Source organism: Microbacterium invictum (genome assembly GCF_014197265.1).
Taxonomy (GTDB): domain Bacteria; phylum Actinomycetota; class Actinomycetes; order Actinomycetales; family Microbacteriaceae; genus Microbacterium; species Microbacterium invictum.
The window spans coordinates 792,126-816,784 of record NZ_JACIFH010000001.1; the positions used below are offsets into that span (position 1 = coordinate 792,126).

The window sequence follows — 24,659 nt, forward strand, 5'->3', positions numbered from 1 at the left end:
GCGCACACGGGATAGACTCGGTCGCACTGTGACTTCCGGCAACGAGTTGACCCCCACGACACCGCGCCCGGTGGCGATCCGGTCGACGTCCGCCACCCGCGTGCCTGCTCCGGCCCCCAGATGGTCGCGGCGACGCGGTGTCCTCGGGGTCTTCTCGGCGGTGGCGATCGTCGGTTTCATGGGGGCGTACATCGGACCGCTCAGTTCCACCGTCCCGCGCGCGGACGCGAGCCAGATCGAGCCGATCTCGCTGTACGCCGACACGGTCGCCGACGCGCAGCAGTATGTGGCGGCCGCGGACGCCGCGGGACTGGATCTGGACCGCGACGACATCGTCTACACCGTCTACGTCAAGCCCAAGCCGACGCCGACGCCGGTGGTGAGCGCCCCCAAGAGCGGCAGCTCCGCCTCGTCGGGCTGGGCTCCGCCCTTCGTGACGCCCGACCCCGGCAGCGCCCAGGCGATCGCGTACGATATGGTGACCGCGCGCGGTTGGGGCGACAAGGAGTTCGCGTGCCTGGTGGCGCTGTGGAAGAAGGAATCCGGCTGGCGCGTCAACGCCTACAACAAGGGCAGCGGGGCCTATGGCATCCCGCAGGCATTGCCCGGCAAGAAGATGGCCTCCGCCGGATCCGATTGGGAGACCAACCCGGCGACCCAGATCAAGTGGGGCCTCGGCTACATCAGCGGCCGGTACGACACCCCCTGCGGAGCGTGGAACTTCTCGCAGCGCAAAGGCTGGTATTGATCGGATGCCGCGGTCGCATCGTCGCCGGCCGGAACGGCAGGACGACTCCTTCGAGCGCCTGCTGAACGGATTCAAGCGCACCGAGACACGGCGGGGCGTCGAGTGGACCGTGCAGCCGGTGTCGGCGGCGCAGGCTCAGAAGACCTATTCCTGCCCGGGGTGCACGCACGACGTGACGCCCGGAGTCGCGCACGTCGTGGTGTGGCGCGCCGACGGCATCCTCGGCGATGCCGCAGACCTCGCCGCACGGCGGCACTGGCACACCGCCTGCTGGAGGATCGGCTGACATGGAGATTCGGGGCCCCGTCATGCTGCCCGCGCGCCGCGAGGACATCGAGCTGCACACGCTCGACGACCTCACGCTCGTCGGCGAGCTCGCGCTCCCGGCGGGTGACCCCGTCGCCACTCTCGTGACCCTGCATCCGCTGCCCACGGCCGGCGGCTTCATGGACTCGCACATCCTGCGCAAGGCGGCCGGTCGCCTGCCCGCCCTGGCCGATCTCGCCGTCCTGCGGTTCAACACCCGGGGCACCTCGTCCCCGCGCGGCAGGAGCGAGGGCGCGTTCGACGGCGGCGCGGGTGAAGCCTTCGACGTCGCTGCGGCCATGGACTTCGTCCATGAGCGGGCGCTACCGCGGCCCTGGCTGCTGGGCTGGTCGTTCGGCACCGAGCTGGCGTTGAAGTACGGCCGTGATCACGATGTCGAGGGCGTGATCCTGCTGTCCCCGCCCCTGCACCGGGCGACCGACGACGACATCGCCGGCTGGGCGGGCGATCATCGGCAGATGATCGTGGTCGTACCCGAGCTGGACGACTATCTGCGCCCCGCCGAGGCGCGAGCGCGCTTCGCTGCGGTTCCGGATGCCACGGTCATCGCCGTCGAGGGCGGCAAGCACCTCTGGGTGGGCGAGTCCCAGACCCGGCGCGTGCTCACCGAGATCGTCGCCGCCGTCAACCCCGATGCGCTGCCGTTGCCGACCGAATGGACCGACGCGACCGTCGCTCCCGGCTAGAGCTCGTTCTGCCGGGGGATGATGACCTGACGGTAGATGATCAGCACGCTCGCTGCGACGGGAATCGCAATCAGCGCCCCCAGCAGGCCGAGCAGTGAGCCACCCGCCAGCGCGGCGATGACGACGACCGCACCCGGCACCGACACCGCACGGTTCATGATGCGCGGCGACAGCACGTATGCCTCCACCTGCATGTAGATGACGTAGTAGATGAGGGCGACGAGCGCGGTGAGCGGTGAACCCAGGCCGGGGATGAGACAGGTCAAGACGATGATCGCCGAACCGGTGAGCGTTCCCACCAGGGGGATCAGCGAGAAGAAGAACGCCACGACGGCGAGGACGGCCGGGAAGGGTGCGTTGATGATCGTCAGGAAGATCGCACTGAGGACACCGTTGATGAAGCCGAGCGTCACCTGCCCCATGACGTAGAAGCCGACCGAGGCGGTGATCTGCTCGGACAGGTCGATGAAGCGCTCTCGGCGCGATGCCGGCACGAGCTGGTACATCGCCGCCTTCAACGACGGCGTGGACGCGGTGAAGTAGATGGTCAGGATCAGCACGATGATCGCACCGGTGAAACCGGCGATGACCGCTCCGCCGATGCCGATGACCGTGGTGCCCACCCCGGCGCCGATCTCGCCCATATCGAGGGTCTCGTACCAGTCCGACACGTACTGGAACACCTGGTCGACGTTCAGCAGCGGGAAGGTGTCGCCGAGCCATTGCCTCGTGGCGGCAACCGGGTCCCAGCTTCCGTCGATCACGTTCTCGACGAGATCCTGAATCTGGACGACCAACTGCGTGATCTGTTCCACGATGATGGGCACGACCATCAGGATGATGCCCGCGAAGGCGGCCAGGACGGCGGCGAACGTGACCACGAGCGCCCCCCAGCGGGGGAGGCCGCGCCGCTCGAGCCAGGAGACCAGCGGGTCGAGACCGAGCGAGAGGAACAGCGCGGTGCCCACGTACAGCAGCACGGTGGACAGGGTCGTGATCCCGGTGAGGATCACGATGCCGACGCCCACGCCCAGTGTGGCGATCAGGGCGGTGCGGAATGGATGCTGGATCTTCACGCGCGACTTTCTGTTCGGCAACGGTGCTGTGGTGTCGTCAGAATAGCCGCGGTGAGCCGACATAGGCGGTACCCGGGCCGCTCCCGGGCGACATTCAGGTCGTTTTCGCTAGTCTGGGATGTCGATTGTCACGCCGGGCGGATCCGAGCTCGGGTGCAGAGAGGTGTCGTTTCGTGCGTTTCGTGTGGGCAGTGGTCGCCTTCGTGCTGGCCACCGTCATGATCGGTGCCGGCATCGCCCAGCGCACCGTCCTGCATGCTCCCAAGACCGCGAGCCAGGCGATCGAGATCGACCAGGAGGTGCCGTTCATCCTCATCGACGGCGCCGTCTTCAACACCCACGACGGCTCGCAGACGCTGCGCGCGCAGGGCGAGGGCACCATCTTCGGCGCCTATGGCCGCACCGCCGACATGACCGCGTGGCTTTCCACGAGCGATTACGTCCACGTCACGGTGGACGACGGCGACGTCGTCGCGACCACCGTCTCCGCGCCGATCCCGGAGACACCGACGGACGACTCGGCCGCAGAGGACGCACCCGCGGCCGATGCCGACGCAGCCGCCGGCGGCGAGGCCGCCGGACTGAGCCCGGTGGACTCCGATCTCTGGCTCGCCCAGTTCCAGCAGGAGGACGTGCTGATCGAGGCGCTGCAGCTGCCCGAGGACGTCAGCATGCTGGTGGCCTCGGACGGCACCGCCCCCGCGCCCACCGAACTGTCCCTGACCTGGCCGACCGGCGCCACCACGCCATGGGCCGGGCCGCTCATGGTCGGCGGCGGGATCCTCATGGCGCTGGGCATCGTGCTCTACCTCCTCGGCCTGCGCCATGTGCGACGATCCCGGGGGCCTCGGCGCAAGGGCCTTCCGCTTGCGGAGACCGAGCCGATCGATCTCTCGGTGGTCGAGGCAGACAAGGGCGTCATCAGTGCGGCCCCCACCCGGCGGCAGATATCCTCTGGCAAGCGCGCCTTCGCGCTCGTGCCGGTGGTGGCCGTCTCCGCGCTGCTGCTCAGCGGTTGCAGCGCCGACGCGTGGCCTCGGTTCGACTCGACTCCGACCCCCACGCCGAGCGACACGATCATCGTTCCCGAGGGGCAGGGCCAGCCTGCCGTCACCGAGACACAGGCCGAGCGCATCCTCGCGCGCATCTCACAGCAGGTGGCCGACGCCGACGAGGCGCTGGACGCCGACGCCGCGGCTGTGCGCCTCACCGGCCCGGCACTTGCCGCACGACAGACCAACTACTCCCTGCGGGCGAAGCTCGACACGGAGGCCCCCCTCGACCCCGTTCCCGCGACACCGCTGACCACACTCCTGCCGCAGGCCTACGACGGCTGGCCGCGCACGTTCATGGCTGTGGTCGAGGCAGAAGACGGCCACGCCACCGTCATGATGGCTGCACAGGACGATGCCTGGTCGGACTACAAACTCGTCTACACCGCGAGTCTCACCGCGGGCGCGAGCATGAACCTCGCACCGCCGTATGTCGGCGCGATCGCCATCGAGCCGAGCTCGCCCTTCCTCGTCCTGCCACCGGATCAGGTGTCCGCGGCGTATGCGGACGTGCTCGACAAGGGCGAAGCGAGCGAGTATTCCCAGTACTTCGACCTCGAGTCCGACGCGTTCCTCGCGCAGATGGCCTCGAATCGCGCCGACCGGCTCAAGACCTTCGAAGAGACGGGCAAGGAGACGGGAACCCTCACGTTCTCGGCGGCCGCGGGCGCGCAGGCGCCGGTGTCCCTGGCGACTCTCGACAGCGGCGCGATCGTGGCCGTCACCGTCAACGACAGTGATACGGTGATGGCGACCGACGAGGACGCGGTGATCAAGCTGGATGACAGCCCGAGGGTCCAGACCCTCACGGGAGCGACGCAGTCAGCCGTCGGCTTCACGACGGTCTTCGCGGATCAGCTCTTCTTCTTCGTCCCGGCACAGAGTTCGAGCGAGCGCATCCAGGTCTTGGGATACACGTCCAACATCCTTTCGGCGAAAGTGGAGAAAGAGTGACCGACACGACTCCCGGCGCCGTGCTGCGTGGCGCGGTGGACCTGTCCAGTCTGCGTTCCCGCGCGGCGGCACCGGCCGCACCCGCTGAAGGTGCCCCGGCACGCTCAGCGGCACCCGGGCTCGTGTTCGATGCCACCGACGAGAGCTTCGGCGACGTCCTCGAACTCTCCCAGCGCGTGCCCGTGGTCGTCGACCTCTGGGCCGAGTGGTGCGGGCCGTGCAAGCAGCTCAGCCCCGTGCTCGAGAAGGTCGTCACCGAACTGGCCGGTCGCGTCGTGCTGGCCAAGGTCGACGTGGACGCCAACCCGCAACTCGCGCAGGGATTCCGCGCCCAGTCGATTCCGATGGTGGTCGCTCTCGTCGCGGGTCAGCCGGTGCCGCTGTTCACCGGCGCCGTGCCCGAGCAGCAGGTGCGAGAGGTGTTCGGGCAGCTGCTGCAGCTCGCGGCCCAGCACGGCGTGACCGGCACGGTCCCGGTCGACGGCGCACCCGATGCGGACGCCGACCCCGAACCCGCCGAACCTGAGCTCCCGCCGCTGCACCAGGAGGCGTTCGACGCCATCGAGGCCGGTGACTACGCCCGCGCCGCGGACGCCTACGAACGTGCCCTCGCCGCCGATCCGCGCGATGAGGATGCGCGCGCCGGGCTCGGTCAGGTGCGCCTGCTCGCGCGCGTACAGGGCGCCGATCTGCCGGCGGCACGTGCCGCCGCAGCGGCAGACCCGACGGATGTCGACGCGCAGTTCGCCGTCGCCGACCTCGACGTCGCCGGCGGTCACGTGGAAGACGCGTTCGCGCGCCTCCTCGATCTGTTCGCGGCGCTCTCCGATGATGACCGCGCCCCTGTGCGCGAGCGTCTGCTCGAGCTTTTCGGCCTCGTGGGCGACACTGATCCGCGTGTGATAAGCGCCCGCGGCCGGCTGTCATCGCTCCTGTTCTAACCTCGTCCGGCCGCCCTCAGCGCCGGTGGCTCAGCCACAGTGCCCCGAGCGGCGGCAGCACCAGCGTCGCGCGTCCCGCGGCATCCGCATGCACGGAGCCGAAGTTGCCGACGCCGGACCCGCCGTACTCCTGCGCGTCGCTGTTGAGCATTTCGGTCCACTCACCGGTCGCCGGCAGCTCCAGCTCGTAGTCGTACACGGGCGCGCCCGAGAAGTTGCATACGACGACCACGGTGCCACCGTCGTGGTCGCGCCGGGCGAACGCCGAGACGTTCGGGTTCCAACTCGGTGCCCCGAGCCGGGTGAACGCGGTGCCGTCGCTGTCGCGCGCCCACAGCGGCGGGTGGTCGCGGTAGGTCCGGTTGAGGACGCCGACGAACGACTGCAGCTGACGGTGTGGGGGCTGGTCGAGGATCCACCAGTCCAGGCTCCGTCCTTCCGACCATTCCGACATCTGCCCGAACTCCTGCCCCATGAACAGCAGCTGCTTGCCGGGGTGGCCCCACATGTACGCGAGGAACAGCCGCATGTTCGCGAGCTTCTGCCAATGGTCTCCCGGCATCCGCGTGAACAGGGTCCCCTTGCCGTGGACGACCTCGTCGTGGCTGATGGGCAGCACGAAGTTCTCGCTGAACGCATACACGAACGAGAACGACAGCTCTCCCTCGTGATTCGAGCGGTACATCGGATCGCGCTTGATGTACTCGAGCGAGTCGTTCATCCACCCCATGTTCCACTTGAACCCGAACCCGAGCCCGCCGTGGTCGGTCGGGGTGGTGACGCCGGTGTAGCTGGTGGATTCCTCCGCGATCATCGCTACCCCGGGGAAGCGCTTGTAGACGGTCGCGTTGACCTCCTGCAGGAAGCCGATCGCCTCGAGGTTCTCCCGTCCGCCGTGGATGTTGGGCTCCCACTCACCCTCCTCGCGGGAGTAGTCGAGATAGAGCATGGATGCCACGGCATCCACCCGCAGCCCATCGACGTGGAACTCCTCGAACCAGTACAGCGCGTTCGCGACGAGGAAGTTGCGCACTTCGCGACGACCGTAGTCGAAGATGTACGTGCCCCAGTCCTTGTGCTCGCCGCGACGGGGATCGCCGTGCTCGTAGAGCGGGCGCCCGTCGAAGCGGGCCAGGGCGAAGTCGTCCTTCGGAAAGTGGCCCGGCACCCAGTCCATGATCACGCCGATGCCGGCCTGGTGCAGCCGGTCGATCAGGTACCGCAGGTCGTCGGGTGTGCCGAACCGGCTGGTCGGGGCGTAATAGCCGGTGACCTGGTACCCCCAGGAGCCGCCGAACGGGTGCTCGGCGAGGGGCATGAACTCGACATGGGTGAAACCCTGATCCTGCACGTACGCGATGAGCGGGTCGGCGGCGTCGCGGTACGACAGCCCCGGCCGCCAGGACCCGAAGTGCAGTTCGTAGGTCGACATGGGGCGATCGAGCGGGTTCTGCGCGGCGCGCGCGGAGATCCACGCGTCGTCGGCCCACTCGTGGCCGCTCTCGGTGACGACCGAGGCGGTGGCCGGCGGGACCTCTGCCCATCGCGCCATCGGATCGGCCTTCATCACCCAGCCGCCTTCGGGCGTGCGCAGTTCGTACTTGTACGACGCGCCGGCCTGCAGGCCGGGAACGAACAGCTCCCAGACGCCGCTGGATCCGAGCGACCGCATCGCATGACCGGCGCCGTCCCAGCCGTTGAAGTCCCCGACGACACGGGCGGCGCGCGCATTGGGCGCCCACACCGCGAACGAGACTCCGTCGACGCCCGGGAACCGGCGGACGTGGGCGCCGAGCACATGCCAGAGCTGCTCATGCCGGCCCTCGCCGATCAGGTGCATGTCGAACTCACCGAGAGTCGGGAGGTGCCGGTAGGGATCGTCGGCCCGGTGATCGGGTCCGCCCTCGTACGTGGCGAGCAGTTCGTATGAGGGCGGCTGGATGCCGGTGCGACCCTCCCAGATGCCCGATCGAACGTGCTCCAGTTCGACGGTGCTGCCGTCGTGGGCGACCGCGGTGACCGTCGCCGCCAGTGGGCGCCTCGCGCGGATCACCCACTCATCGCCGTCTGGGTGCAGGCCGAGGACATCGTGCGGGGCGTGATACGAGCCGTCCGCGATCTGGTCGAGCACGGCGTCGGAGGGACGGGTCATCGTGAGCCTTTCACGTGCAGGATGTGGACGGGTTCGACGAACGCGTCCAGCCGGACGAAGTTGTCCTGGTTCCAGGTCCACCGGGCGCCGGTGACCAGGTCCTCGACTTCGTAGTCGTGCCCGCGGGGGATGCCGAATGCCGAGGAGTCGACGTGGACCGTGGTCTGGCGCATCGAGTGCGGGTCGACGTTGGCGACGACGATGATCGTGTCGGCCTCGCCCGTCTCGCTCAGTGCGGCCGGCAGATGCTTGACGTACACGAGGATCGCCTCGTCATCGCTCCAGTGGATGCTGAGGTCGCGCAGCTGTCGCAGCGCGGGGTGTGCGCGGCGGATCTCATTGAGCCGGCGCAGATACGGGGCGAGGGAGTCACCGGTCGCTTCGGCACCGCCCCAGTCGCGGATCTTGTACTCGTACTTCTCGTTGTCGATGTTCTCCTCGGAACCCGGCCGTGCGACGTTCTCATACAGCTCGTATCCGGCGTAGACCCCATAGCTCGCCCCGCCGGTGGCGGCGATGGCGGCGCGGATCTTGTACGCGGGGCGTCCGCCGTACTGCAGGTACTCGGTCAGGATGTCGGGGGTGTTGACGAACAGGTTGGGTCGCATGAAATCGGCGGTCGAATCCGAGATCCAGCCGAGGAACTCCTCGAGCTCGGCCTTCGTGTTGCGCCAGGTGAAGTACGAGTAGCTCTGCTGGAATCCGGCCTGGGCGAGTGCCTGCAGGGGAGTGGGCCGGGTGAACGCCTCGGCGAGGAAAACGACGTCGGGGTCTTCTGCGTTGACGGCCGCGATGAGCCACTCCCAGAACCAGAGCGGCTTGGTGTGCGGGTTGTCGACCCGGAAGATCCTCACACCCTGCGCGATCCAGTGCCGCACGATGCGGAGGACTTCGGCCCGGATGCCGTCGGGGTCGTTGTCGAAGTTGATCGGGTAGATGTCCTGGTACTTCTTCGGCGGGTTCTCGGCATACGCGATCGTCCCGTCCGGGAGCGTCGTGAACCACTCCGGGTGGGTCGTGACCCAGGGGTGGTCGGGCGCGGCCTGGAGCGCGAGGTCGAGGGCGACCTCGAGGCCCGCGTCGCGGGCTGCGGCGACGAACCGGCGGAAGTCGGCGAGGGTGCCGAGGTCGGGGTGGACGCTGTCATGTCCGCCGTCGGCGGACCCGATCGCCCACGGCGAACCGGGGTCGCCGGGGCCGGCGGTCAGGGTGTTGTTGGGACCCTTCCGGTTCCGGTGCCCGATCGGGTGGATCGGCGGCAGATAGATGACCTCGAAGCCCATGTCGGCCACGGCGGGCAGGCGCTTCGCGGCGCTGCGGAAGGTGCCGCTGACGATCGTGCCGTCCTTGCGGCGCTTCGCGCCTTCGGAGCGGGGGAAGAACTCGTACCAGGCGCCGACGCCGGCGCGCTCGCGCTCGACGAGGAGCTCGTGCGACTCACCGAGGGTGAGCAGCGACTGCAGGGGGCGGTCGGCGAAGAACGCGGCGATCGTGGGGTCTCGGACGAGCACCAGGGCGCCCTCATCCGTGGTCGCGGGGTCGCGCAGCGCCGCCGCCGCGGTCGCCAGTGCGCGGCGCTGGGCGGCCGGCCGCGTCGTGTCGGTGCCGGCACGGTCGAACAGGAGGGCGCCCATCTCGCGCATGAGGGCGGAGTCGACGCCGGCGGCGATCTTGAGCTCGGCCGCATGCTCCCAGGTGGCGAAATCATCGCCGAAGGACTCGAAGCGGTAGGTCCAGACGCCCTGCTCGAGTGGTGCGATGACCGTTCGCCAGCGGTCGAATCCGTCGCCGAGCGCCGTCAGCCGGTGCAGTGTCTCCGCGCCGCCGGGCGCGGTGAGGCGTACGTGGACGCCGATGAGATCGTGGCCCTCGCGGAATGCTGCGATCTCGAACGGGACGGCTTCGCCGGCAAACGCCTTCGGGCGGAAGCCGGGCGTCGGGGTGGCGGGGCGCGGTCCTGTCATCGGCACGCGCCCCGACACGCGGTCGTGCGTGTCGGTGGGCCTGCCGGCGGGACGGAGCGGTATCTGCGTGCTGCTCCGGACGGAGACGGGGGATGCTGTTCGCGTCGTGGTGGCCACGTCTCGAACCTACCGCCGATGCGGCGGGTCGACTATGCGGACGCCTGCTCTGCGCGGAACAGCCGCATCGATGTCCCCGGCATCCGGATCTCCGTCCCCGGGGCGAACGCCTCCTCGTCGTCATCGGGCACCTCGTCGGCGCTGGACCAGAGCGAGACGAAGCCGGCGACGCCGTCGACGCGCGGAAGCGTCACATCGATGGGCTGCTCATTGCCGTGCACGATCAGCAGCACCCGGTTGGCCGGCTCGCCGTTCGGTGTCGAGCGCGCGTCGTACTGCAGGGTGCGGTGGTCGGGGCTGGTCCAGCGCTCGTTCGACATCGTGTCACCGTGCGCGTCGTACCAGTCGATCACCGAGGCGTCGGGCACTTCGACCACCGCATGGTCGAAGCGCCGGGGCCGCAGGGCCGGGTTCTCCGCGCGCAGACGGATCAGCCGCCGCACATGCGCCGCGAGGTCGCGCTGCCAGTCCGCGTGCTCCCAGGACAGCCAGGTCAGCGGCGAGTCGTGGCAGTAGGCGTTGTTGTTGCCGTGCTGGGTGCGCCCGAACTCGTCACCGGCCGTGAGCATGGGCACGCCCGCCGACAGCAGCAGGGTGCCGAGGAGGTTGCGCATCGCCTTGCGGCGCGTGGCGAGCACGCCTTCGTCGCCGGTCGCGCCCTCCGGGCCGTGGTTGAACGACCGATTGGTGTCGGCGCCGTCACGATTGTGCTCGCCGTTGGCGTCGTTGTGCTTGACCTCGTACGAGACGAGGTCGTGGAGGGTGAATCCGTCGTGCGCCGTGACGAAGTTGACCCCGGCGAGCGGGCCGCGGGCGCGAGTGAAGGTCCGCGCCGACCCGGCCAGCCTGGTGGCGAATCCGCCGATGCCGACCGGTGACACCGACGCGCGGCGGGCGTAGTCGATATCGCTCAGCCAGAAGTTGCGCACCCGGTCGCGGTACCGGTCGTTCCACTCGAGCCAGCCGTCCGGGAAGGCACCGGTCTGCCAGCCACCCTGCCCCACGTCCCAGGGCTCGGCGATCTTCTTCACGCCGGCCAGGGCGGGGTCGTCGACGATCGCGCGCAGCAGGGGATGGTCGGCAGTGAACGCGTGGGAGTCGTCGCGGCCGAGCGTGACGGCGAGGTCGAACCGGAATCCGTCGACCTGCACGTCATTTGCCCAGTACCGGAGCGAGTCGAGGATGAGCCGCGACACCGCGGGGGTGGCCGTGTTGACGGCGTTGCCGCAGCCGGTCTCGTCGATGTACGCGCCGTCCGGGTCCTGCCGGTAGTACGCGCGGTTGTCGATACCCCGCAGACTCGTTCGAGGGCCGCCGATCTCGAGCTCTGCGGTGTGGTTGTACACCACGTCGAGAATCACCTCGAGGCCGGCTTCGTGCAGCGCCTTGACCATGTCCTTGAATTCGCGGAGCACGGCGGTCGGCCCGGCGATGCGGCTCGCGGCGGTCGCATAGGGCGAGTGGGGCGCGAAGAATCCGACGCTGTTGTACCCCCAGTAGTTGGTCAGCCCCAGCGAGCGGAGGCGGGGCTCGGTGGCGAACGCGTGCACGGGGAGCAGTTCGACGGCGGTGATCCCGAGAGTGAGCAGGTGATCGATCGCGGCCGGGTGTGCCAGCCCGGCGTAGGTGCCGTGCAGCGCCGGCGGCACACCGGGGTGACGCTTGGTGAGACCCTTCAGGTGGGCCTCATAGATGACGGTGCGGTCCAGCGGCGTGGCAGGCTTGGCGACCCCGCCCCACTCGAAGGCGGTGTCCACGACCGACGACCGCCAGTTCTCGGACTCCACGCCGACGAGGCCACGTGCGTACGGATCGAGCAGCAGCGTCAGCGGGTTGAACATGTTGCCCGGGCCGAGCGGGCCGGCCACCCGCAGCGCATAGTGCGCGCCGGGACGCAGCCCGGGCGAGGTGGCCTGCCAGACACCGTCACCGACCGGAGTCAGAGGCACGGTGTCGACGATCCAGTCGATGTCGGTCTCGTCGAACAGCACGAGTTCGACCGCTTCCGCCCGGTGCGACCACACCCGCAGGGTGCCGCCGCCGTCGTGCAGCGTGACGCCCAGCTCGTTCCACCCGGGTGAGTTCAGGTCCGGGCGGACGGCGGACGGCGACAGGGAGTGCTCGGGAAGCATGCGCTCTACAGTAGTAAGCGCGCGGCGTGACGCGGGGAGGAGCAGCGATGACCGTCTACCTCGACCACGCGGCGACCACGCCGCTGCGGTCCGAAGCGCGGGACGCGTGGCTGGCCGCAACCGAGATCCTCGGCAACGCCTCGTCCGTCCACGGCGCCGGCCAGGCCGCGCGCCGCGCGCTCGAAGACGCCCGCGAGCGCATCGCGCGGGCACTGGGCTGCGACCCGATCGAGGTGGTCCTCACCTCGGGCGGCACCGAGTCGATCAACCTGGCGCTCAAGGGGCTGTGGTGGTCGCGCCCAGCGGGGACGGATGCCGTCGTGCTGCCGGACGGCGAGCATCACGCGACGATGGAGGCCGTCGCCTGGCTGGTCGCGCACGAGCGGGCGCAGGTGCGCCACGTGGGACTCGACGCGCACGGCGCGATCCTCGGGCCCGCCTTCGCCGATGCGCTGCCCGGGGCCGCCGCGGCCACCGCGGTCGTGGCCAACAACGAGGTCGGCACGGTGAACGACGTCGCCGCTGTCGCCCAGGCGGCGGCGGACGCCCGGACCGCCCTGCACCTCGACGCGGTGGGCGCCGTCGGGTGCCTGGACATCTCGTTCTCACGTCTGCGCGGCCGGGCGGTCGGGCCGACGGGACTGGTCGCGCTCAGCGTCTCGGGCCACAAGGTCGGCGCACCGGTCGGCACCGGCGCTCTCGTCGTGTCGCGCCACGCGCAGCTCGCCCCGCTCATCCACGGCGGCGGGCAGCAGCGCGGGCTGCGCGCGGGCACCCAGGATGTGGCCGGCGCGGCGGCCCTGGCGGTGGCGCTGGAATGTGCGGTCGACGAACGGGAGACCGAGGCGGCACGGCTCGTGGACCTGCGCGAGCGGCTCATCGCCGGCATCCATCGCGATCTTCCCGGCGCCCACCTGCTGGGTGACCCGGTCCGCCGCCTGCCCGGCAACGTGCACATCCTGCTGCCCGGGATCGTGGGGGAGTCGATGCTGTTCCTGCTCGATCAGGAGGGCATCGCCGCGTCCACCGGCTCGGCGTGCCAGGCCGGTGTCGCCGAGCCGTCGCACGTCGTGCGCGCACTCGGTTTCGACGAGCGCGCGGCCCGCTCCGTCCTGCGACTGACGCTGGGTCGCACCACGACGGTGCAGGATGTGGATGCCGTGGTCGCCGCACTGCCGGATGCGTACGCCCGCGCGGTCGCGGCGTCGAGCCTGTAGCGGGCACAGCCCGCGCAGAGGTACCGGCCCGTAGAATCGTGGCATGCGGATCCTGGCGGCGATGAGCGGTGGCGTCGATTCCGCCGTCGCGGCCGCTCGTGCCGTGGAGGCGGGTCACGACGTGGTCGGCGTGCACCTGGCGCTCTCGCGCGCGGGCGGAACCCTGCGCACCGGCAGCCGCGGCTGCTGCACGATCGAAGACGCCATGGACGCCCGTCGCGCGGCAGACAAGCTGGGCATCCCGTTCTACGTGTGGGACTTCTCCGAGCGGTTCCGTGACGATGTGATCGAGGATTTCGTCTCCGAGTATCGCGCCGGACGCACACCCAACCCCTGCATGCGGTGCAACGAGAAGATCAAGTTCGCGGCGCTGCTCGACCGCGCCCTCGAGCTCGGCTTCGACGCCGTGTGCACCGGCCACTACGCCCTGCTGGTCGACGGCCCCGCCGGTCGCGAGCTGCATCGCGCGGCCGATGATGCGAAAGACCAGTCGTACGTGCTCGGCGTGCTCACCGCCCCGCAGCTGGCGCACACCTACTTCCCGCTGGGCGACACGCCCTCGAAGGCGATCGTGCGGGCCGAGGCGGCCGAGCGCGGACTGACGGTCGCCCAGAAGCCGGACAGCCACGACATCTGCTTCATCCCCGACGGCGACACCCGCGGCTGGCTGGCAGAGCGGGTCGGCGCCACCACGGGTGACATCGTCGACCGCACCGGCGCAGTCGTCGGCTCGCACGAGGGCGCGCACGCCTTCACCGTGGGCCAGCGTCGCGGACTGCAGCTGGGCACGCCGGCACCCGACGGCAAACCGCGGTTCGTGCTCGAGGTGCGCCCGGTGAACAACACCGTCGTCGTCGGCCCGAAGGAGGCCCTCGCCACCGCCCAGATCGCCGGCGAACGGTTCACATGGGCCGGGCGGGCGCCCGAGCAGCCCGAATTCGGCTGCCACGTGCAGATCCGCGCGCACGCGGAGCCGGTGCCGGCACGCGCCGAGCTGCGGGGCGGCGTGGTGACGGTCACCCCGGATGAGCCGTTCGACGGCGTCGCCCCGGGCCAGACCGCGGTGCTCTACGACGGCACGCGCGTCATGGGGCAGTTCACAGTCGACCGGACGACCTCGGCGGTGCCGGTCTCGGCGTGAGCGCGCGCACGGGACGCCGTCTTCCCGGCCCGCGTTCGGTATCCCACGCCCGCGCGATGTCCGGGCCCGGACATACACTTGCCGGGTGACGGATGCCGCTGACTCCCCGCTCCCGACCCTCGACTCCGCGCGGGCCGAAGCCGAGGCCCTGACCGGTCAGATCCTCGACGCGCGCGACGCCTATTACGGCCGCGACGCGGAACTGGTCGACGATGCCACGTACGACGGCTGGATGCACCGCCTGGAAGAGCTCGAACGGCTCTACCCCGAACTGCAGGGGCAGGACTCGCCGACGCTCACAGTGGGTGCGGCGGAGAGCACCATGTTCGCCCCCGTGGAGCACGCCGAGCGGATGCTGAGCCTCGACAACGTGTTCAGCCCGGAGGAGCTCGCCGAGTGGTGCGTGAAGGCGCAGGCGTCCGCCGGCCGGGCCGTGCGCTGGCTGACCGAACTGAAGATCGACGGGCTCGCGATCAGCCTCCGCTACGAGAACGGTGTGCTGACCTCGGCCGCTACGCGCGGTGACGGCCGCGTCGGCGAAGATGTCACGTTCAACGCCGTGCGCGTCACCGGCATCCCGCAGCGACTTTCGGGCACCGGGCACCCTGCTGTGGTCGAGGTGCGCGGCGAGGTGTTCATCCCGGTCGCGGCCTTCGCCGAGCTCAATGCGCTGCAGTCACGGCTGCGCGACCAGGTGGTCGCCGACAGCACCGCGCGCGGCGTCGACGAAGAGAAGGCGACCCGCAGCGCGCAGCGCCGGTTCCCGGCATTCGCGAACCCACGCAATGCCGCGAGCGGGGGACTCCGGCAGCAGCTCGACAAGAAGTCCGGACTCGAGCATGAAGCCGGTCTGGCGCGCCTGCAGTCGCTCCGCCTCTATGTGCACGGCATCGGCGCCTGGCAGGATCCCCCGGTCGCCGCACAGAGCGAGGTCTACGCGCTCCTGGCCGAATGGGGGCTGCCGACGAGCCCGAGCTTCAGGACCGCCGACGACGTGGGCGGCGTCCTCGACTTCGTCGCCCATCACGGTGAGCACCGGCACAGCGTCGAGCACGAGATCGACGGGGTCGTCGTCAAAGTGGACGAGCTCGCCCTGCACGATGAGCTGGGCGCGACCAGCCGCGCACCGCGCTGGGCGATCGCGTACAAGTACCCGCCCGAACAGGTCAACACCACGCTGCTCGACATCGTCGTATCCGTCGGGCGCACCGGGCGCGCGACGCCGTTCGCGGTGATGGCGCCCGCCCGGGTCGCCGGCAGCGTCGTCCGGCAGGCGACGCTGCATAACCAGGACGTGGTGAAGGCCAAGGGCGTGCTCATCGGCGACACCGTCGTGCTGCGCAAGGCCGGCGACGTGATTCCCGAGGTGCTCGGCCCCGTCGTCGAGCTGCGCGACGGCAGCGAGCGCGCCTTCGTCATGCCCACCCACTGTCCCGAGTGCGGGGCCGCGCTCGCTCCCGCGAAAGAGGGCGACATCGACCTGCGGTGCCCCAACACGCGCACCTGCCCCGCGCAGGTGCGTGGACGCGTCGAGCACATCGGCTCACGCGGTGCGCTCGACATCGAGGCTCTCGGTGAAGTCACCGCCGCCGCCCTGACCCAGCCGTCGTCTCCACAGGCGCCTCCGCTCGAGAGCGAAGCCGCCCTGTTCGAGCTGACGCTGGAGCAGCTGGTGCCGATCGAGGTCGTCGTGCGCAACGCCGAGACCGGTGAGCCGCGGATCGATCAGACCACCGGTGAGATCGTGCGACGGGCGCCGTTCCGCCGCAATCCTTCCGCGGCCGAGAAGCGCGAAGGGCTGACCGGTCCGCAGCCGTCCGCCCAGGCGCTCACGCTGCTCGACGAGCTCGAGAAGGCGAAGACGAAGGAGCTCTGGCGCTTCCTGGTCGCCCTCAACATCCGTCACGTCGGCCCGGTGGCCGCCCGCGCGCTCGCCCAGTGGTTCGGCTCGGTCGCCGCCATCCGGGGCGCGGGCCGCGATCAGCTCGCCGCCGTCGAGGGCGTCGGCGGGATCATCGCCGACTCGCTCATCGAGTGGTTCGAGACCGACTGGCACGCCGACATCGTCGCCCGGTGGGAGGCCGCCGGCGCCCGCCTGGAGATCCCCGGCCACCCCGGGCCGGGTGCGGCGGCCGCGGCCGGGGGAGTCCTCGACGGCGTCACGGTCGTCGCGACCGGGTCGCTCGAGGGCTACACACGCGAAGGCGCACAGGAGGCCATCATCGCGGCCGGTGGCAAGGCGGCATCCAGCGTCTCGAAGAAGACCGACTTCGTCGCCGCCGGCCCCGGGGCGGGATCGAAGCTCGCGAAAGCCGAGGTTCTCGGTCTGCGCATCATCGACGCCGCGCAGTTCAAGGTTCTCGTGGAGCAGGGCCCCGCTGCCCTCGAGGCGCCTGACGCCGACGCGGTATGAGGTCGGCATGAGCGTGCAGTGGCTCTACCGCATCGTGCCGGTTCGCCCGGGAATGGTGGACACCATCACGCCCGACGAGCAGTCGGCGGTCGCCGCGCATTTCGGCTACCTGGTCGACCTCCGCAACCGCGGCGTGCTGATCCTCGCGGGCCGCACGCAGGAGGCCGACCCCTTCGGGATCGTGATCTTCGAGGCCGATGACGAGGACGCCGCGCGGGGGATCGCCGAGGCCGACCCCGCCGTCGCCGCAGGGGTGTTCGCGATGACGCTGCACCCCTACGCCGTCGCGGTCGCCCGCCCCGGGTTCGACCTTCCCGGCTGACTCGGCGCGTCAGCGGCGCGGAGTTCAGCGGCGCGAGGTCACGCCCCGCTGTTGAGCTGAAGCAGCGATTCGCGCACCTGGCGCCGGAGCACCTTGCCGATCAGGGACTTCGGCAGCTCGTCGACGACGAAGACCCGTCGCGGGACCTTGTAGGGGGTCAGGATGCCGCGGGCCCACTCCCGGAGCTCTTCGACGTCGAGATCTCCCTCGCCGTCGGCGACGACCGCCGCGACGACCTCCTCGCCGGAGTGCTCGCTGGGCAGCCCGACCACTGCGACATCGGCGACCCGTGGGTGCTGACGCAGGGTGTTCTCGACCTCGGTGGGTGCGACGTTGAACCCGCCGGTGATGATGAGCTCTTTGATCCGGTCGACGATGCGCACGAAGCCGCCCTCGTCGATCGTCACGATGTCCCCGGTGCGGAACCAGCCGTCCACGAAGACGCGCTCGGTCTCCTCGGGCTTGCCGTAGTAACCCGCGAACACCTGCGGTCCTCGGACGAGGAGCTCGCCGCGTTCGCCCGGTGCGACATCCTTCGTCGGCTCGTCAGGATCCACGACACGACACTCCGTGCCCGGCAGCGGCAGCCCCACGGTGCCGGGCACGCGGTGGGTGGCGACGGGGTTGGCCATCAGCACGGGCGAGCACTCCGACAGACCGTAACCCTCGACGAGGTAGCCGCCCGACGCCTCCTCGAACGGCACGACCAGCTCGTGCGGCAGCGCCATGGCCCCCGAGATCGCGACCTCGGTACCCTGCAGCGAGACCCCCTGGGCACGGGCCGCAGCCAGCAGCCGGTCTGCGATCGGCGGGACGAGCGGCAGCAGGGTCGCCGGATGCTTCTTGGTCACCTCCAGCACCATCTCGGGCTCGAACTTGGGGAACAGGACCAGCCGCGCGCCCATGGACATCGCGAAGGTGAGGCACAGCGTGAGGCCGTAGGCGTGGAACATCGGCAGTACCGCGTAAACCACGCAGCCGTGACCGCGCTGGATCGCGGGCACCCACACCTGCGCCTGGCGCGCGTTGGAGAGCAGGTTCCGATGGGTGAGGGCCGCGCCCTTGGGCGTGCCGGTGGTTCCGCTGGTGTACTGGATGATCGCGAGGTCGTCGGTGGCCGGCTGCGGGAACGTCGCCGGCAGTGGTGGTGACGTGAGCAGCCTCTCCCACGTCACCGTGCCCGAGACACGGTCGGTGAGCGCTTCGCGCGACTCGCGCGCCTTCGCGATCGGGAGCTTCAGCGCGAGCCGCAGGGATGCCGGCATCGCGCGGGTGATGTCGACCGAGACGAGGGAGTCCACGGCAAGGTCGGCCGGGAAGGCCTGCACGGTGGCGACGACCTTGTTCCACACGATGGCGGTCTTGGCGCCGTGATCCTCGAACTGCTTGCGCATCTCGCGGGGCGTGTACAGCGGGTTGTGCTCGACGACGACAGCTCCGAGCCGCAGCACGGCGTAGAACGCGACGATGTGCTGCGGGCAGTTGGGCAGCACGATCGCCACGGGGTCGCCGGCGCCCACTCCGAGGGCCTTGAGACCGGCGGCGGCGCGGTCCACGGCATCCGACAGCTCGCGGTAGGACGTCGTGCGTCCGAAGAACTGCAGCGCCGGGGCGTCGGGGTAGTCGCGGACCGACGCGGCCAGGATGTCGCCGAGGTTGCCGGTCACCGGATCCAGATCGGCCGGCACCCCCTCGGCGTAGCTGGCGATCCAGGGACGAGGCGGGTCGTATGTCTCCACCGCTCCACCCTACGCCGGGGCGGCGAGGCGGCGCCGGTGGCGACCGTAGACTGGTGGGGTGTCTGAAATCACCCCTGATCTCGTGCGCCATCTCGGCGTCCTCGCCCGGATCCAGCTGAGCGACGAGGAGGTGGAGCGTCTCACCGGCCAGCTCGACGTGATCGTCGACAACATCGCCAAGGTCTCTGAGGTCGCCACCCCCGACGTTCCGGCCACGAGCCACCCGATCGCCCTGTCGAACGTGTTCCGGCCCGACACCGTCGGCGACATGCTGACGGTGGAGCAGGTGCTGCAGAATGCTCCGGATGCCGCGGACAGCCGTTTCCGGGTGACCGCGATCCTCGGTGAAGAGCAGTGAGCGGCGCGGACATGACAGACCTGACCCGGCTCACCGCCGCCGACCTCGCCGTGAAGCTCGCCGCCGGCGACGTGTCGAGCGTCGAGGCGACGCGTGCCCACCTCGACCGCATCGCCGCCGTCGACGGCGATGTGCATGCGTTCCTCCACGTGAGCGACCAAGCCCTCGACGTGGCGGCCGACATCGACGCGCGACGGGCCGCCGGCGAGCAGCTCGGCGCGCTGGCCGGCGTTCCGCTGGCCATCAAGGATGTGCTCGTCACGACCGACATGCCCTCCACGAGCGGATCGAAGATCCTCGAGGGCTTCATGTCGCCGTACGACGCGACCGTCGTCGCCCGGTCCCGTGCTGCCGGCCTCGTTCCCCTCGGCAAGACCAACATGGACGAATTCGCGATGGGCTCGTCCACCGAGCACTCCGCGTACGGTCCGACGCGCAACCCGTGGGACCTCGGCCGTATCCCCGGCGGTTCCGGCGGTGGCTCCGCTGCGGCCGTGGCCGCGTTCGAGGCCCCGATCGCGCTCGGTTCCGACACCGGTGGGTCGATCCGCCAGCCGGCCCACGTGACGGGGACGGTCGGCATGAAGCCCACCTACGGCGGCGTGAGCCGCTACGGCGCGATCGCCCTGGCATCCAGCCTCGATCAGGTCGGCCCCGTCTCACGCACCGTGCTCGACTCGGCGCTGCTGCACGATGTCATCGCCGGACACGACCCGCACGATGCGACGTCGCTGACCGATCGGTGGCCCTCGTTCACCGCGGCGGCCCGAGAGGGCGCGAACGGCGACGTGCTCAAGGGACTGCGTATCGGCGTCATCAACGAGCTGCCCGACAGCGGGTTCCAGCCCGGCGTGGCGAGCTCGTTCCGCGCCTCGCTGGCCGTGATGGAGGCTGCCGGGGCGGAGATCGTGGACATCAGCGCACCGCACTTCGAGTACGGCGTCGCCGCGTACTACCTGATCCTGCCTGCCGAGGCCTCGAGCAACCTCGCCAAGTTCGACTCGGTGCGCTTCGGCCTGCGTGTCGACGTGCCCGGAGGGACGGTCGAGGACGTCATGGCGGCGACCCGCGACGCCGGGTTCGGCGATGAGGTCAAGCGCCGCATCATCCTGGGCACTTACGCGCTGTCGGCCGGCTACTACGACGCCTACTACGGCAGCGCTCAGAAGGTGCGGACGCTGATCCAGCGTGACTTCGACGAGGCGTTCGCCCGGGTCGATGTCATCGCGACCCCCTCCGCGCCGACGACGGCGTTCCGGTTCGGCGAGAAGATCGACGACCCGCTGCAGATGTACCTCAATGACGTCACCACGATTCCGGCCAACCTCGCCGGCGTCCCGGGGATCTCGATCCCCTCGGGTCTCGCGGAGGACGACGGGCTGCCCGTCGGCATCCAGTTCCTCGCCCCCGCGCGCGAGGACGCCAGGCTCTACCGCGTCGGTGCCGCTCTGGAGGCGGCACTGGTCGCCGAGTGGGGCGGATTCCTGCTGGATCGCGCCCCCGCGCTGGGCGGTTCGACACCCGGCGGTTCGAACGGAGGGGCCCGCTGATGGCCAAGGTCGCACTGATGGACTTCGACAAGGCGCTCGAGCAGTTCGAGCCGGTGCTCGGCTTCGAGGTGCACGTCGAGCTGAACACCCGGACCAAGATGTTCTCCGCGTCGGGCAACCCTGCGTTCGAGGGCAACCACGACGCCGCGCCCAACACCCTGGTCTCGCCGGTCGACATGGGTCTGCCCGGTTCGATGCCGGTGGTCAACGAGACGGCCGTGCGGTACTCGATCAGCCTGGGGCTCGCCCTCGGCTGCTCGATCGCGCCGTCGAGCCGGTTCGCACGGAAGAACTATTTCTACCCGGACCTCGGGAAGAACTATCAGATCTCTCAGTACGACGAGCCGATCGCCTTCGAGGGCATGGTCGAGATCGAGCTGTCCGACGGTACGCGTGTCGAGGTGCCCATCGAGCGGGCGCATATGGAGGAGGATGCCGGCAAGCTCACCCACATGGGCGGTGCGACCGGACGCATCCAGGGTGCGGAGTACTCGCTGGTCGACTACAACCGCGCCGGCGTACCGCTGGTGGAGATCGTGACCAAGCCGATCTTCGGCGCGGAGCACCGCGCGCCCGAGATCGCGAAGGCGTATGTCGCCGCCATCCGCGACATCGTGATCGCGCTGGGCATCTCCGAGGCGCGCATGGAGCGCGGCAACCTGCGCTGCGACGCGAACGTGTCGCTGCGCCCACGGGGTCAGGAGAAGCTGGGCACCCGCACCGAGACCAAGAACGTCAACTCCATGCGCTCGGTGGAGCGTGCGGTGCGCTACGAGATCCAGCGTCAGGCCGCGATTCTCGCCGCCGGCGGCACGATCACCCAGGAGACCCGGCACTGGCACGAGGACACCGGCACGACCTCACCGGGCCGGCCGAAGTCCGACGCCGACGACTACCGGTACTTCCCCGAGCCCGACCTGCTGCCCGTGGAGCCGTCGCTCGAGCTGATCGAAGAGCTCCGCGCCGCGCTGCCCGAAGCCCCCTCGCTGCGGCGTCGCCGGCTGAAGGCAGACTGGGGGTTCACCGACCTCGAGTTCCAGGACGTCGCCAACGGCGGTCTGCTGAGCGAGGTCGAGGCGACGGTGGCCCTGGGCGCGAGTCCCGCTGCAGCGCGGAAGTGGTGGACGGGCGAGGTCACCCGCATCGCCAATGCGACGGGCGTCGAGGCGACCTCGCTGGTCTCGCCGTGGACCGTCGCCGAAGTGCAGAAGCTGGTGGATGCCGGCACTCTGACCGACAAGCTCGCCCGCCAGGTCTTGGAGGGCGTCATCGCCGGGGAAGGTACGCCGCAGGAGGTCGTGGACGCCCGGGGCCTTGCAGTGGTATCGGACGACGGCGCCCTGATCGCCGCGATCGACGAGGCACTGGCGGCACAGCCCGACGTGCTTGCGAAGATCCGCGACGGCAAGGTGCAGGCCGCCGGCGCGGTGATCGGCGCGGTCATGAAGGCGATGCGCGGTCAGGCCGACGCCGCACGGGTGCGCGAGTTGATCCTGATCCGCGCCGCGGAGTAGCGCCGGGCCCCGTGCGGCGCTCGACGTCGGCGGGGGAGCGGACAATAGATCCATGGGACGCGGTGACGGGACGGGGCGGGTGGTCTCCGCCGACGAAGCCGACGACACAGGTACCCGTATCCTCCACGTCGACATGGATGCCTTCTACGCGGCCGTCGAGGTCCTCGATGACCCCACCCTGGCCGGCAAGCCGTTGATCGTGGGCGGTGCCGAAGGCCGTGGCGTCGTGTCCAGCGCGTCGTACGAGGCCCGACGGTTCGGTGTGCGATCTGCGATGTCCGTCGGTGTCGCACTGCGGCTGTGCCCGCAGGCGATCGTGGTCGTCCCCCACTTCGATCGCTACTCGGCGCTGTCTCGACAGGTGATGCAGCTCTTCCACGACGTCACCCCGCTGGTCGAGCCTCTCTCGATCGACGAGGCATTCCTGGACGTGGGCGGCGTGCGGCGCCTCTGGGGGACCCCGGGCGAGATCGCACGGAAGCTGCGCCGCACCGTGAAGGAGCAGACCGGCCTCACCTGCAGCATCGGCGTCGCCTCGACCAAGCACGTCGCCAAGATCGCCTCCACCCTCTCGAAGCCGGATGGCCTGCTCATCGTGAGCGCCGCCGACACAGCACGGTTCCTGGCCGAGCGGCCGGTGCGGGCGCTCTGGGGCATCGGCCCGAAGGCCGCCGAGGCGCTGGAGGGGCGCGGCATCCGGATGGTCTCGGACATCCTCGACACGCCCCGCTCGGTCCTCGATCGCGCGCTCGGGCCCGCCGGGAGCAGCCGCATATGGGAGCTCGCGCGCGGTCACGATCCGCGCGAGGTCGACCCGGTGCACATCGAGAAGAGCGTGGGGCACGAAGAGACGTTCCTCGAGGACATCACCGACCCCGCGGTCCTGCGCTCAGAGCTTCGCCGGCTCGCCGATCGCGTCGCCGCGCGGCTGCGCGAAGGCGGCTGGGAAGCGGGCACGATCGCGCTCAAACTCCGGTTCGCGGACTTCACGACGATCTCGCGATCGCAGTCGCTTCCTGAAGCCACCCATGTCGGGCAGCGCATCGGTGACATCGCCATCGACCTGTTCGGCCGGGTCGACCTCGCGCAGCCGGTGCGCCTCATCGGTGTGCGCGGCGAGAAGCTGCGCGGTGCGGGCGGCGGGTTGCTCGCGCTGTGGGACGACGACGAGCACTGGCGCCGCGTGGACGAGGCGCTCGACGGCGCCCGCGCGCGATTCGGTCGCGCCGCCGTCACCCGTGCGAGTGTGCTGGGCGGACGCCGCGATGTGAACGCGCTGCCGACCAACCCCCGCCCCGAGCACCGACCGGACGCGTGACCGTTCCGCGATGTGCCGCAGCGCAGTACGGTGGAGACATGGCCAAACTCGCAGTTGAACTCGGCAAGCAAGCCGCCGCACTCGGCGTCACCAGCGTCTACGGTGAGCAGCAGGATGTCGACGGCGTGCGGATCATCCCCGTCGCCCTGTCCTGGTCCGCGTTCGGTGCCGGTGAGGACACCGCCGAGAACGGCGGGGGCGGTGGCGCCGGCCTCGCGATTCCGGTCGGCGCGTACATCCGGAAGGGCGACGATCTGCGCTTCGAGCCGAACCTGATCTCGCTGCTCGCGGTGGCCACTCCGTTCGTCTGGGTCGCAGGACGCGCGCTCAGTCGCTTCATCCGTGCCCTCAAGCGGTGACCGGCTCGACCCGGTCGGATCGGCGCTGAGGCGCGCAGCAGACTGGGTCTGCGAGGCGGTGGCCGGTTCGCCCACGCCGGCACCGGTCGTGCTCATCGACGGACGCTCCGGATCGGGAAAGTCGTCGCTGGCCCGAACCATCGCGCAGGACTGGCCGGGGCCGGGCACCGTTCAGGTGCTCGCCCTCGATTCCCTGTACCCGGGCTGGGACGGTCTCGCCTCCGCCGGCGTCATGCTGCGCGACGACGTCCTCGCTCCGCGCTCGGCGGGGGAGCCGGGCCGATGGCGTCGCTGGGACTGGGTGCACGATGTGCCCGCTGAGGAGCATCGGGTCGATCCCGGTGCCGCACTGATCGTCGAGGGCGCCGGCGCACTCACCGCCGGGACCGCTGCACATGCGGATATCCGCGTATGGCTCGAATCGCCGGCGGCGTCTCGTCGCGAGCGCGCGCTCAGCCGCGATGGCGACGGCTACCGCCCGCATTGGGATCGCTGGGCGGTGCAGGAGAGGACGCACATCCTCGAGAACACCCCCGCTCGCCGCGCGACCCACGTGTTCGTGGTGCCCTGATCGGGTCT

Annotated in this window: 20 protein-coding genes; 15 read left to right on the forward strand and 5 right to left on the reverse strand. The window is 70.1% G+C overall.

From position 1 onward, the window contains the following. Nucleotides 1-28: 28 nt before the first annotated feature. From BKA10_RS03870 to BKA10_RS03880, 3 genes are read left to right on the forward strand one after another with little or no spacing between them, the layout of a single operon-like run. Nucleotides 29-748: an aggregation-promoting factor C-terminal-like domain-containing protein gene (locus BKA10_RS03870; protein WP_183498679.1), complete on the forward strand. Its 720-nt coding sequence runs from the start codon at nt 29-31 to the stop codon at nt 746-748. A 4-nt stretch (nt 749-752) separates the two neighbouring features. Then, complete coding sequence (locus BKA10_RS03875) at nt 753-1,034, forward strand: Rv1322 family protein (protein WP_183498680.1); 282 nt, start codon at nt 753-755, stop codon at nt 1,032-1,034. Nucleotide 1,035: 1 nt separating this feature from the next. Beyond that, nucleotides 1,036-1,761: an alpha/beta hydrolase gene (locus BKA10_RS03880; protein WP_183498681.1), complete on the forward strand. Its 726-nt coding sequence runs from the start codon at nt 1,036-1,038 to the stop codon at nt 1,759-1,761. On the opposite strand, the gene BKA10_RS03885 is transcribed toward BKA10_RS03880, so the two are convergent. After that, nucleotides 1,758-2,837: an AI-2E family transporter gene (locus tag BKA10_RS03885; RefSeq protein WP_183498682.1), complete on the reverse strand. Its 1,080-nt coding sequence runs from the start codon at nt 2,835-2,837 to the stop codon at nt 1,758-1,760. The two genes, BKA10_RS03880 and BKA10_RS03885, sit on opposite strands and share 4 nt — an antisense overlap. Before the next feature lie 173 nt (nt 2,838-3,010). Here BKA10_RS03885 and BKA10_RS03890 point away from each other — a divergent pair, with 173 nt between their 5' ends. Beyond that, the gene (locus BKA10_RS03890; protein WP_183498683.1) at nt 3,011-4,843 is read left to right on the forward strand and encodes a DUF8094 domain-containing protein; all 1,833 of its coding nucleotides are present in this window, start codon (nt 3,011-3,013) and stop codon (nt 4,841-4,843) included. Continuing rightward, on the forward strand, nt 4,840-5,784 hold the full coding sequence (locus BKA10_RS03895) for a tetratricopeptide repeat protein (protein ID WP_183498684.1): 945 nt from the start codon (nt 4,840-4,842) through the stop codon (nt 5,782-5,784). Before BKA10_RS03890 ends, BKA10_RS03895 begins: the two co-directional genes overlap by 4 nt. Nucleotides 5,785-5,800: 16 nt before the next feature. Here the strand turns inward: BKA10_RS03895 and glgB are convergent, their stop codons facing one another. The 3 genes from glgB to glgX form a co-directional block, all read right to left on the reverse strand. Then, complete coding sequence (gene glgB, locus BKA10_RS03900; RefSeq protein ID WP_183498685.1) at nt 5,801-7,936, reverse strand: 1,4-alpha-glucan branching protein GlgB; 2,136 nt, start codon at nt 7,934-7,936, stop codon at nt 5,801-5,803. Then, nucleotides 7,933-9,900, reverse strand: coding sequence for an alpha-1,4-glucan--maltose-1-phosphate maltosyltransferase (locus BKA10_RS03905; protein ID WP_183501049.1), 1,968 nt, complete (start codon nt 9,898-9,900; stop codon nt 7,933-7,935). Before BKA10_RS03905 ends, glgB begins: the two co-directional genes overlap by 4 nt. A 149-nt stretch (nt 9,901-10,049) precedes the next feature. Further along, the gene (gene glgX, locus BKA10_RS03910) at nt 10,050-12,149 is read right to left on the reverse strand and encodes a glycogen debranching protein GlgX (RefSeq protein WP_183498686.1); all 2,100 of its coding nucleotides are present in this window, start codon (nt 12,147-12,149) and stop codon (nt 10,050-10,052) included. 47 nt (nt 12,150-12,196) lie between these two features. Between glgX and BKA10_RS03915 the strand changes: the two genes are divergently transcribed. The 4 genes from BKA10_RS03915 to BKA10_RS03930 all read left to right on the forward strand — a co-directional run bounded on the left by BKA10_RS03915 (nt 12,197) and on the right by BKA10_RS03930 (nt 17,242). Beyond that, on the forward strand, nt 12,197-13,366 hold the full coding sequence (locus BKA10_RS03915) for a cysteine desulfurase family protein (protein ID WP_183498687.1): 1,170 nt from the start codon (nt 12,197-12,199) through the stop codon (nt 13,364-13,366). 43 nt (nt 13,367-13,409) lie between these two features. After that, entirely contained in the window at nt 13,410-14,507 is a 1,098-nt protein-coding gene (mnmA, locus tag BKA10_RS03920; protein WP_183498688.1) for a tRNA 2-thiouridine(34) synthase MnmA, read from the forward strand. Nucleotides 14,508-14,592: 85 nt separating this feature from the next. Next, nucleotides 14,593-16,920, forward strand: coding sequence for an NAD-dependent DNA ligase LigA (gene ligA, locus BKA10_RS03925; RefSeq protein ID WP_183498689.1), 2,328 nt, complete (start codon nt 14,593-14,595; stop codon nt 16,918-16,920). Between the two features lie 7 nt (nt 16,921-16,927). Beyond that, a complete protein-coding gene (locus tag BKA10_RS03930; RefSeq protein WP_183498690.1) occupies nt 16,928-17,242 on the forward strand; it encodes a YciI family protein in 315 nt (104 codons plus the stop codon). A gap of 38 nt (nt 17,243-17,280) precedes the next feature. Here the strand turns inward: BKA10_RS03930 and BKA10_RS03935 are convergent, their stop codons facing one another. Further along, on the reverse strand, nt 17,281-18,981 hold the full coding sequence (locus BKA10_RS03935) for a long-chain-fatty-acid--CoA ligase (RefSeq protein WP_183498691.1): 1,701 nt from the start codon (nt 18,979-18,981) through the stop codon (nt 17,281-17,283). A 58-nt stretch (nt 18,982-19,039) separates the two neighbouring features. Between BKA10_RS03935 and gatC the strand changes: the two genes are divergently transcribed. From gatC to BKA10_RS03965, 6 genes are read left to right on the forward strand one after another with little or no spacing between them, the layout of a single operon-like run. Then, nucleotides 19,040-19,339, forward strand: coding sequence for an Asp-tRNA(Asn)/Glu-tRNA(Gln) amidotransferase subunit GatC (gene gatC, locus BKA10_RS03940; protein ID WP_183498692.1), 300 nt, complete (start codon nt 19,040-19,042; stop codon nt 19,337-19,339). An 11-nt stretch (nt 19,340-19,350) separates the two neighbouring features. Next, a complete protein-coding gene (gatA, locus tag BKA10_RS03945) occupies nt 19,351-20,889 on the forward strand; it encodes an Asp-tRNA(Asn)/Glu-tRNA(Gln) amidotransferase subunit GatA (RefSeq protein WP_183498693.1) in 1,539 nt (512 codons plus the stop codon). Next, nucleotides 20,889-22,403, forward strand: a complete 1,515-nt coding sequence (gene gatB, locus BKA10_RS03950) for an Asp-tRNA(Asn)/Glu-tRNA(Gln) amidotransferase subunit GatB (protein ID WP_183498694.1) — start codon at nt 20,889-20,891, stop codon at nt 22,401-22,403. Before gatA ends, gatB begins: the two co-directional genes overlap by 1 nt. A gap of 52 nt (nt 22,404-22,455) precedes the next feature. Next, nucleotides 22,456-23,721 (forward strand): DNA polymerase IV, encoded by a 1,266-nt coding sequence (gene dinB / locus BKA10_RS03955; RefSeq protein ID WP_183498695.1) that lies wholly within the window; start codon nt 22,456-22,458, stop codon nt 23,719-23,721. Nucleotides 23,722-23,759: 38 nt separating this feature from the next. Further along, the gene (locus BKA10_RS03960) at nt 23,760-24,080 is read left to right on the forward strand and encodes a hypothetical protein (RefSeq protein WP_183498696.1); all 321 of its coding nucleotides are present in this window, start codon (nt 23,760-23,762) and stop codon (nt 24,078-24,080) included. Beyond that, nucleotides 24,064-24,651: a nucleoside/nucleotide kinase family protein gene (locus BKA10_RS03965; RefSeq protein WP_183498697.1), complete on the forward strand. Its 588-nt coding sequence runs from the start codon at nt 24,064-24,066 to the stop codon at nt 24,649-24,651. The genes BKA10_RS03960 and BKA10_RS03965 overlap by 17 nt, the downstream gene beginning before the upstream one ends. Nucleotides 24,652-24,659 lie beyond the last annotated feature (8 nt).

Bases quoted from the DNA above. Each gene is read 5' to 3' on its own strand.
- BKA10_RS03875 (WP_183498680.1), top strand. From the start codon at position 753: ATGCCGCGGTCGCATCGTCGCCGGCCGGAACGGCAGGACGACTCCTTC.
- BKA10_RS03880 (WP_183498681.1), top strand. From the start codon at position 1,036: ATGGAGATTCGGGGCCCCGTCATGCTGCCCGCGCGCCGCGAGGACATC.
- glgB (WP_183498685.1), bottom strand. From the start codon at position 7,936: ATGACCCGTCCCTCCGACGCCGTGCTCGACCAGATCGCGGACGGCTCG.
- BKA10_RS03905 (WP_183501049.1), bottom strand. From the start codon at position 9,900: ATGACAGGACCGCGCCCCGCCACCCCGACGCCCGGCTTCCGCCCGAAG.
- glgX (WP_183498686.1), bottom strand. From the start codon at position 12,149: ATGCTTCCCGAGCACTCCCTGTCGCCGTCCGCCGTCCGCCCGGACCTG.
- BKA10_RS03915 (WP_183498687.1), top strand. From the start codon at position 12,197: ATGACCGTCTACCTCGACCACGCGGCGACCACGCCGCTGCGGTCCGAA.
- mnmA (WP_183498688.1), top strand. From the start codon at position 13,410: ATGCGGATCCTGGCGGCGATGAGCGGTGGCGTCGATTCCGCCGTCGCG.
- BKA10_RS03930 (WP_183498690.1), top strand. From the start codon at position 16,928: ATGAGCGTGCAGTGGCTCTACCGCATCGTGCCGGTTCGCCCGGGAATG.
- gatA (WP_183498693.1), top strand. From the start codon at position 19,351: ATGACAGACCTGACCCGGCTCACCGCCGCCGACCTCGCCGTGAAGCTC.
- gatB (WP_183498694.1), top strand. From the start codon at position 20,889: ATGGCCAAGGTCGCACTGATGGACTTCGACAAGGCGCTCGAGCAGTTC.
- dinB (WP_183498695.1), top strand. From the start codon at position 22,456: ATGGGACGCGGTGACGGGACGGGGCGGGTGGTCTCCGCCGACGAAGCC.
- BKA10_RS03960 (WP_183498696.1), top strand. From the start codon at position 23,760: ATGGCCAAACTCGCAGTTGAACTCGGCAAGCAAGCCGCCGCACTCGGC.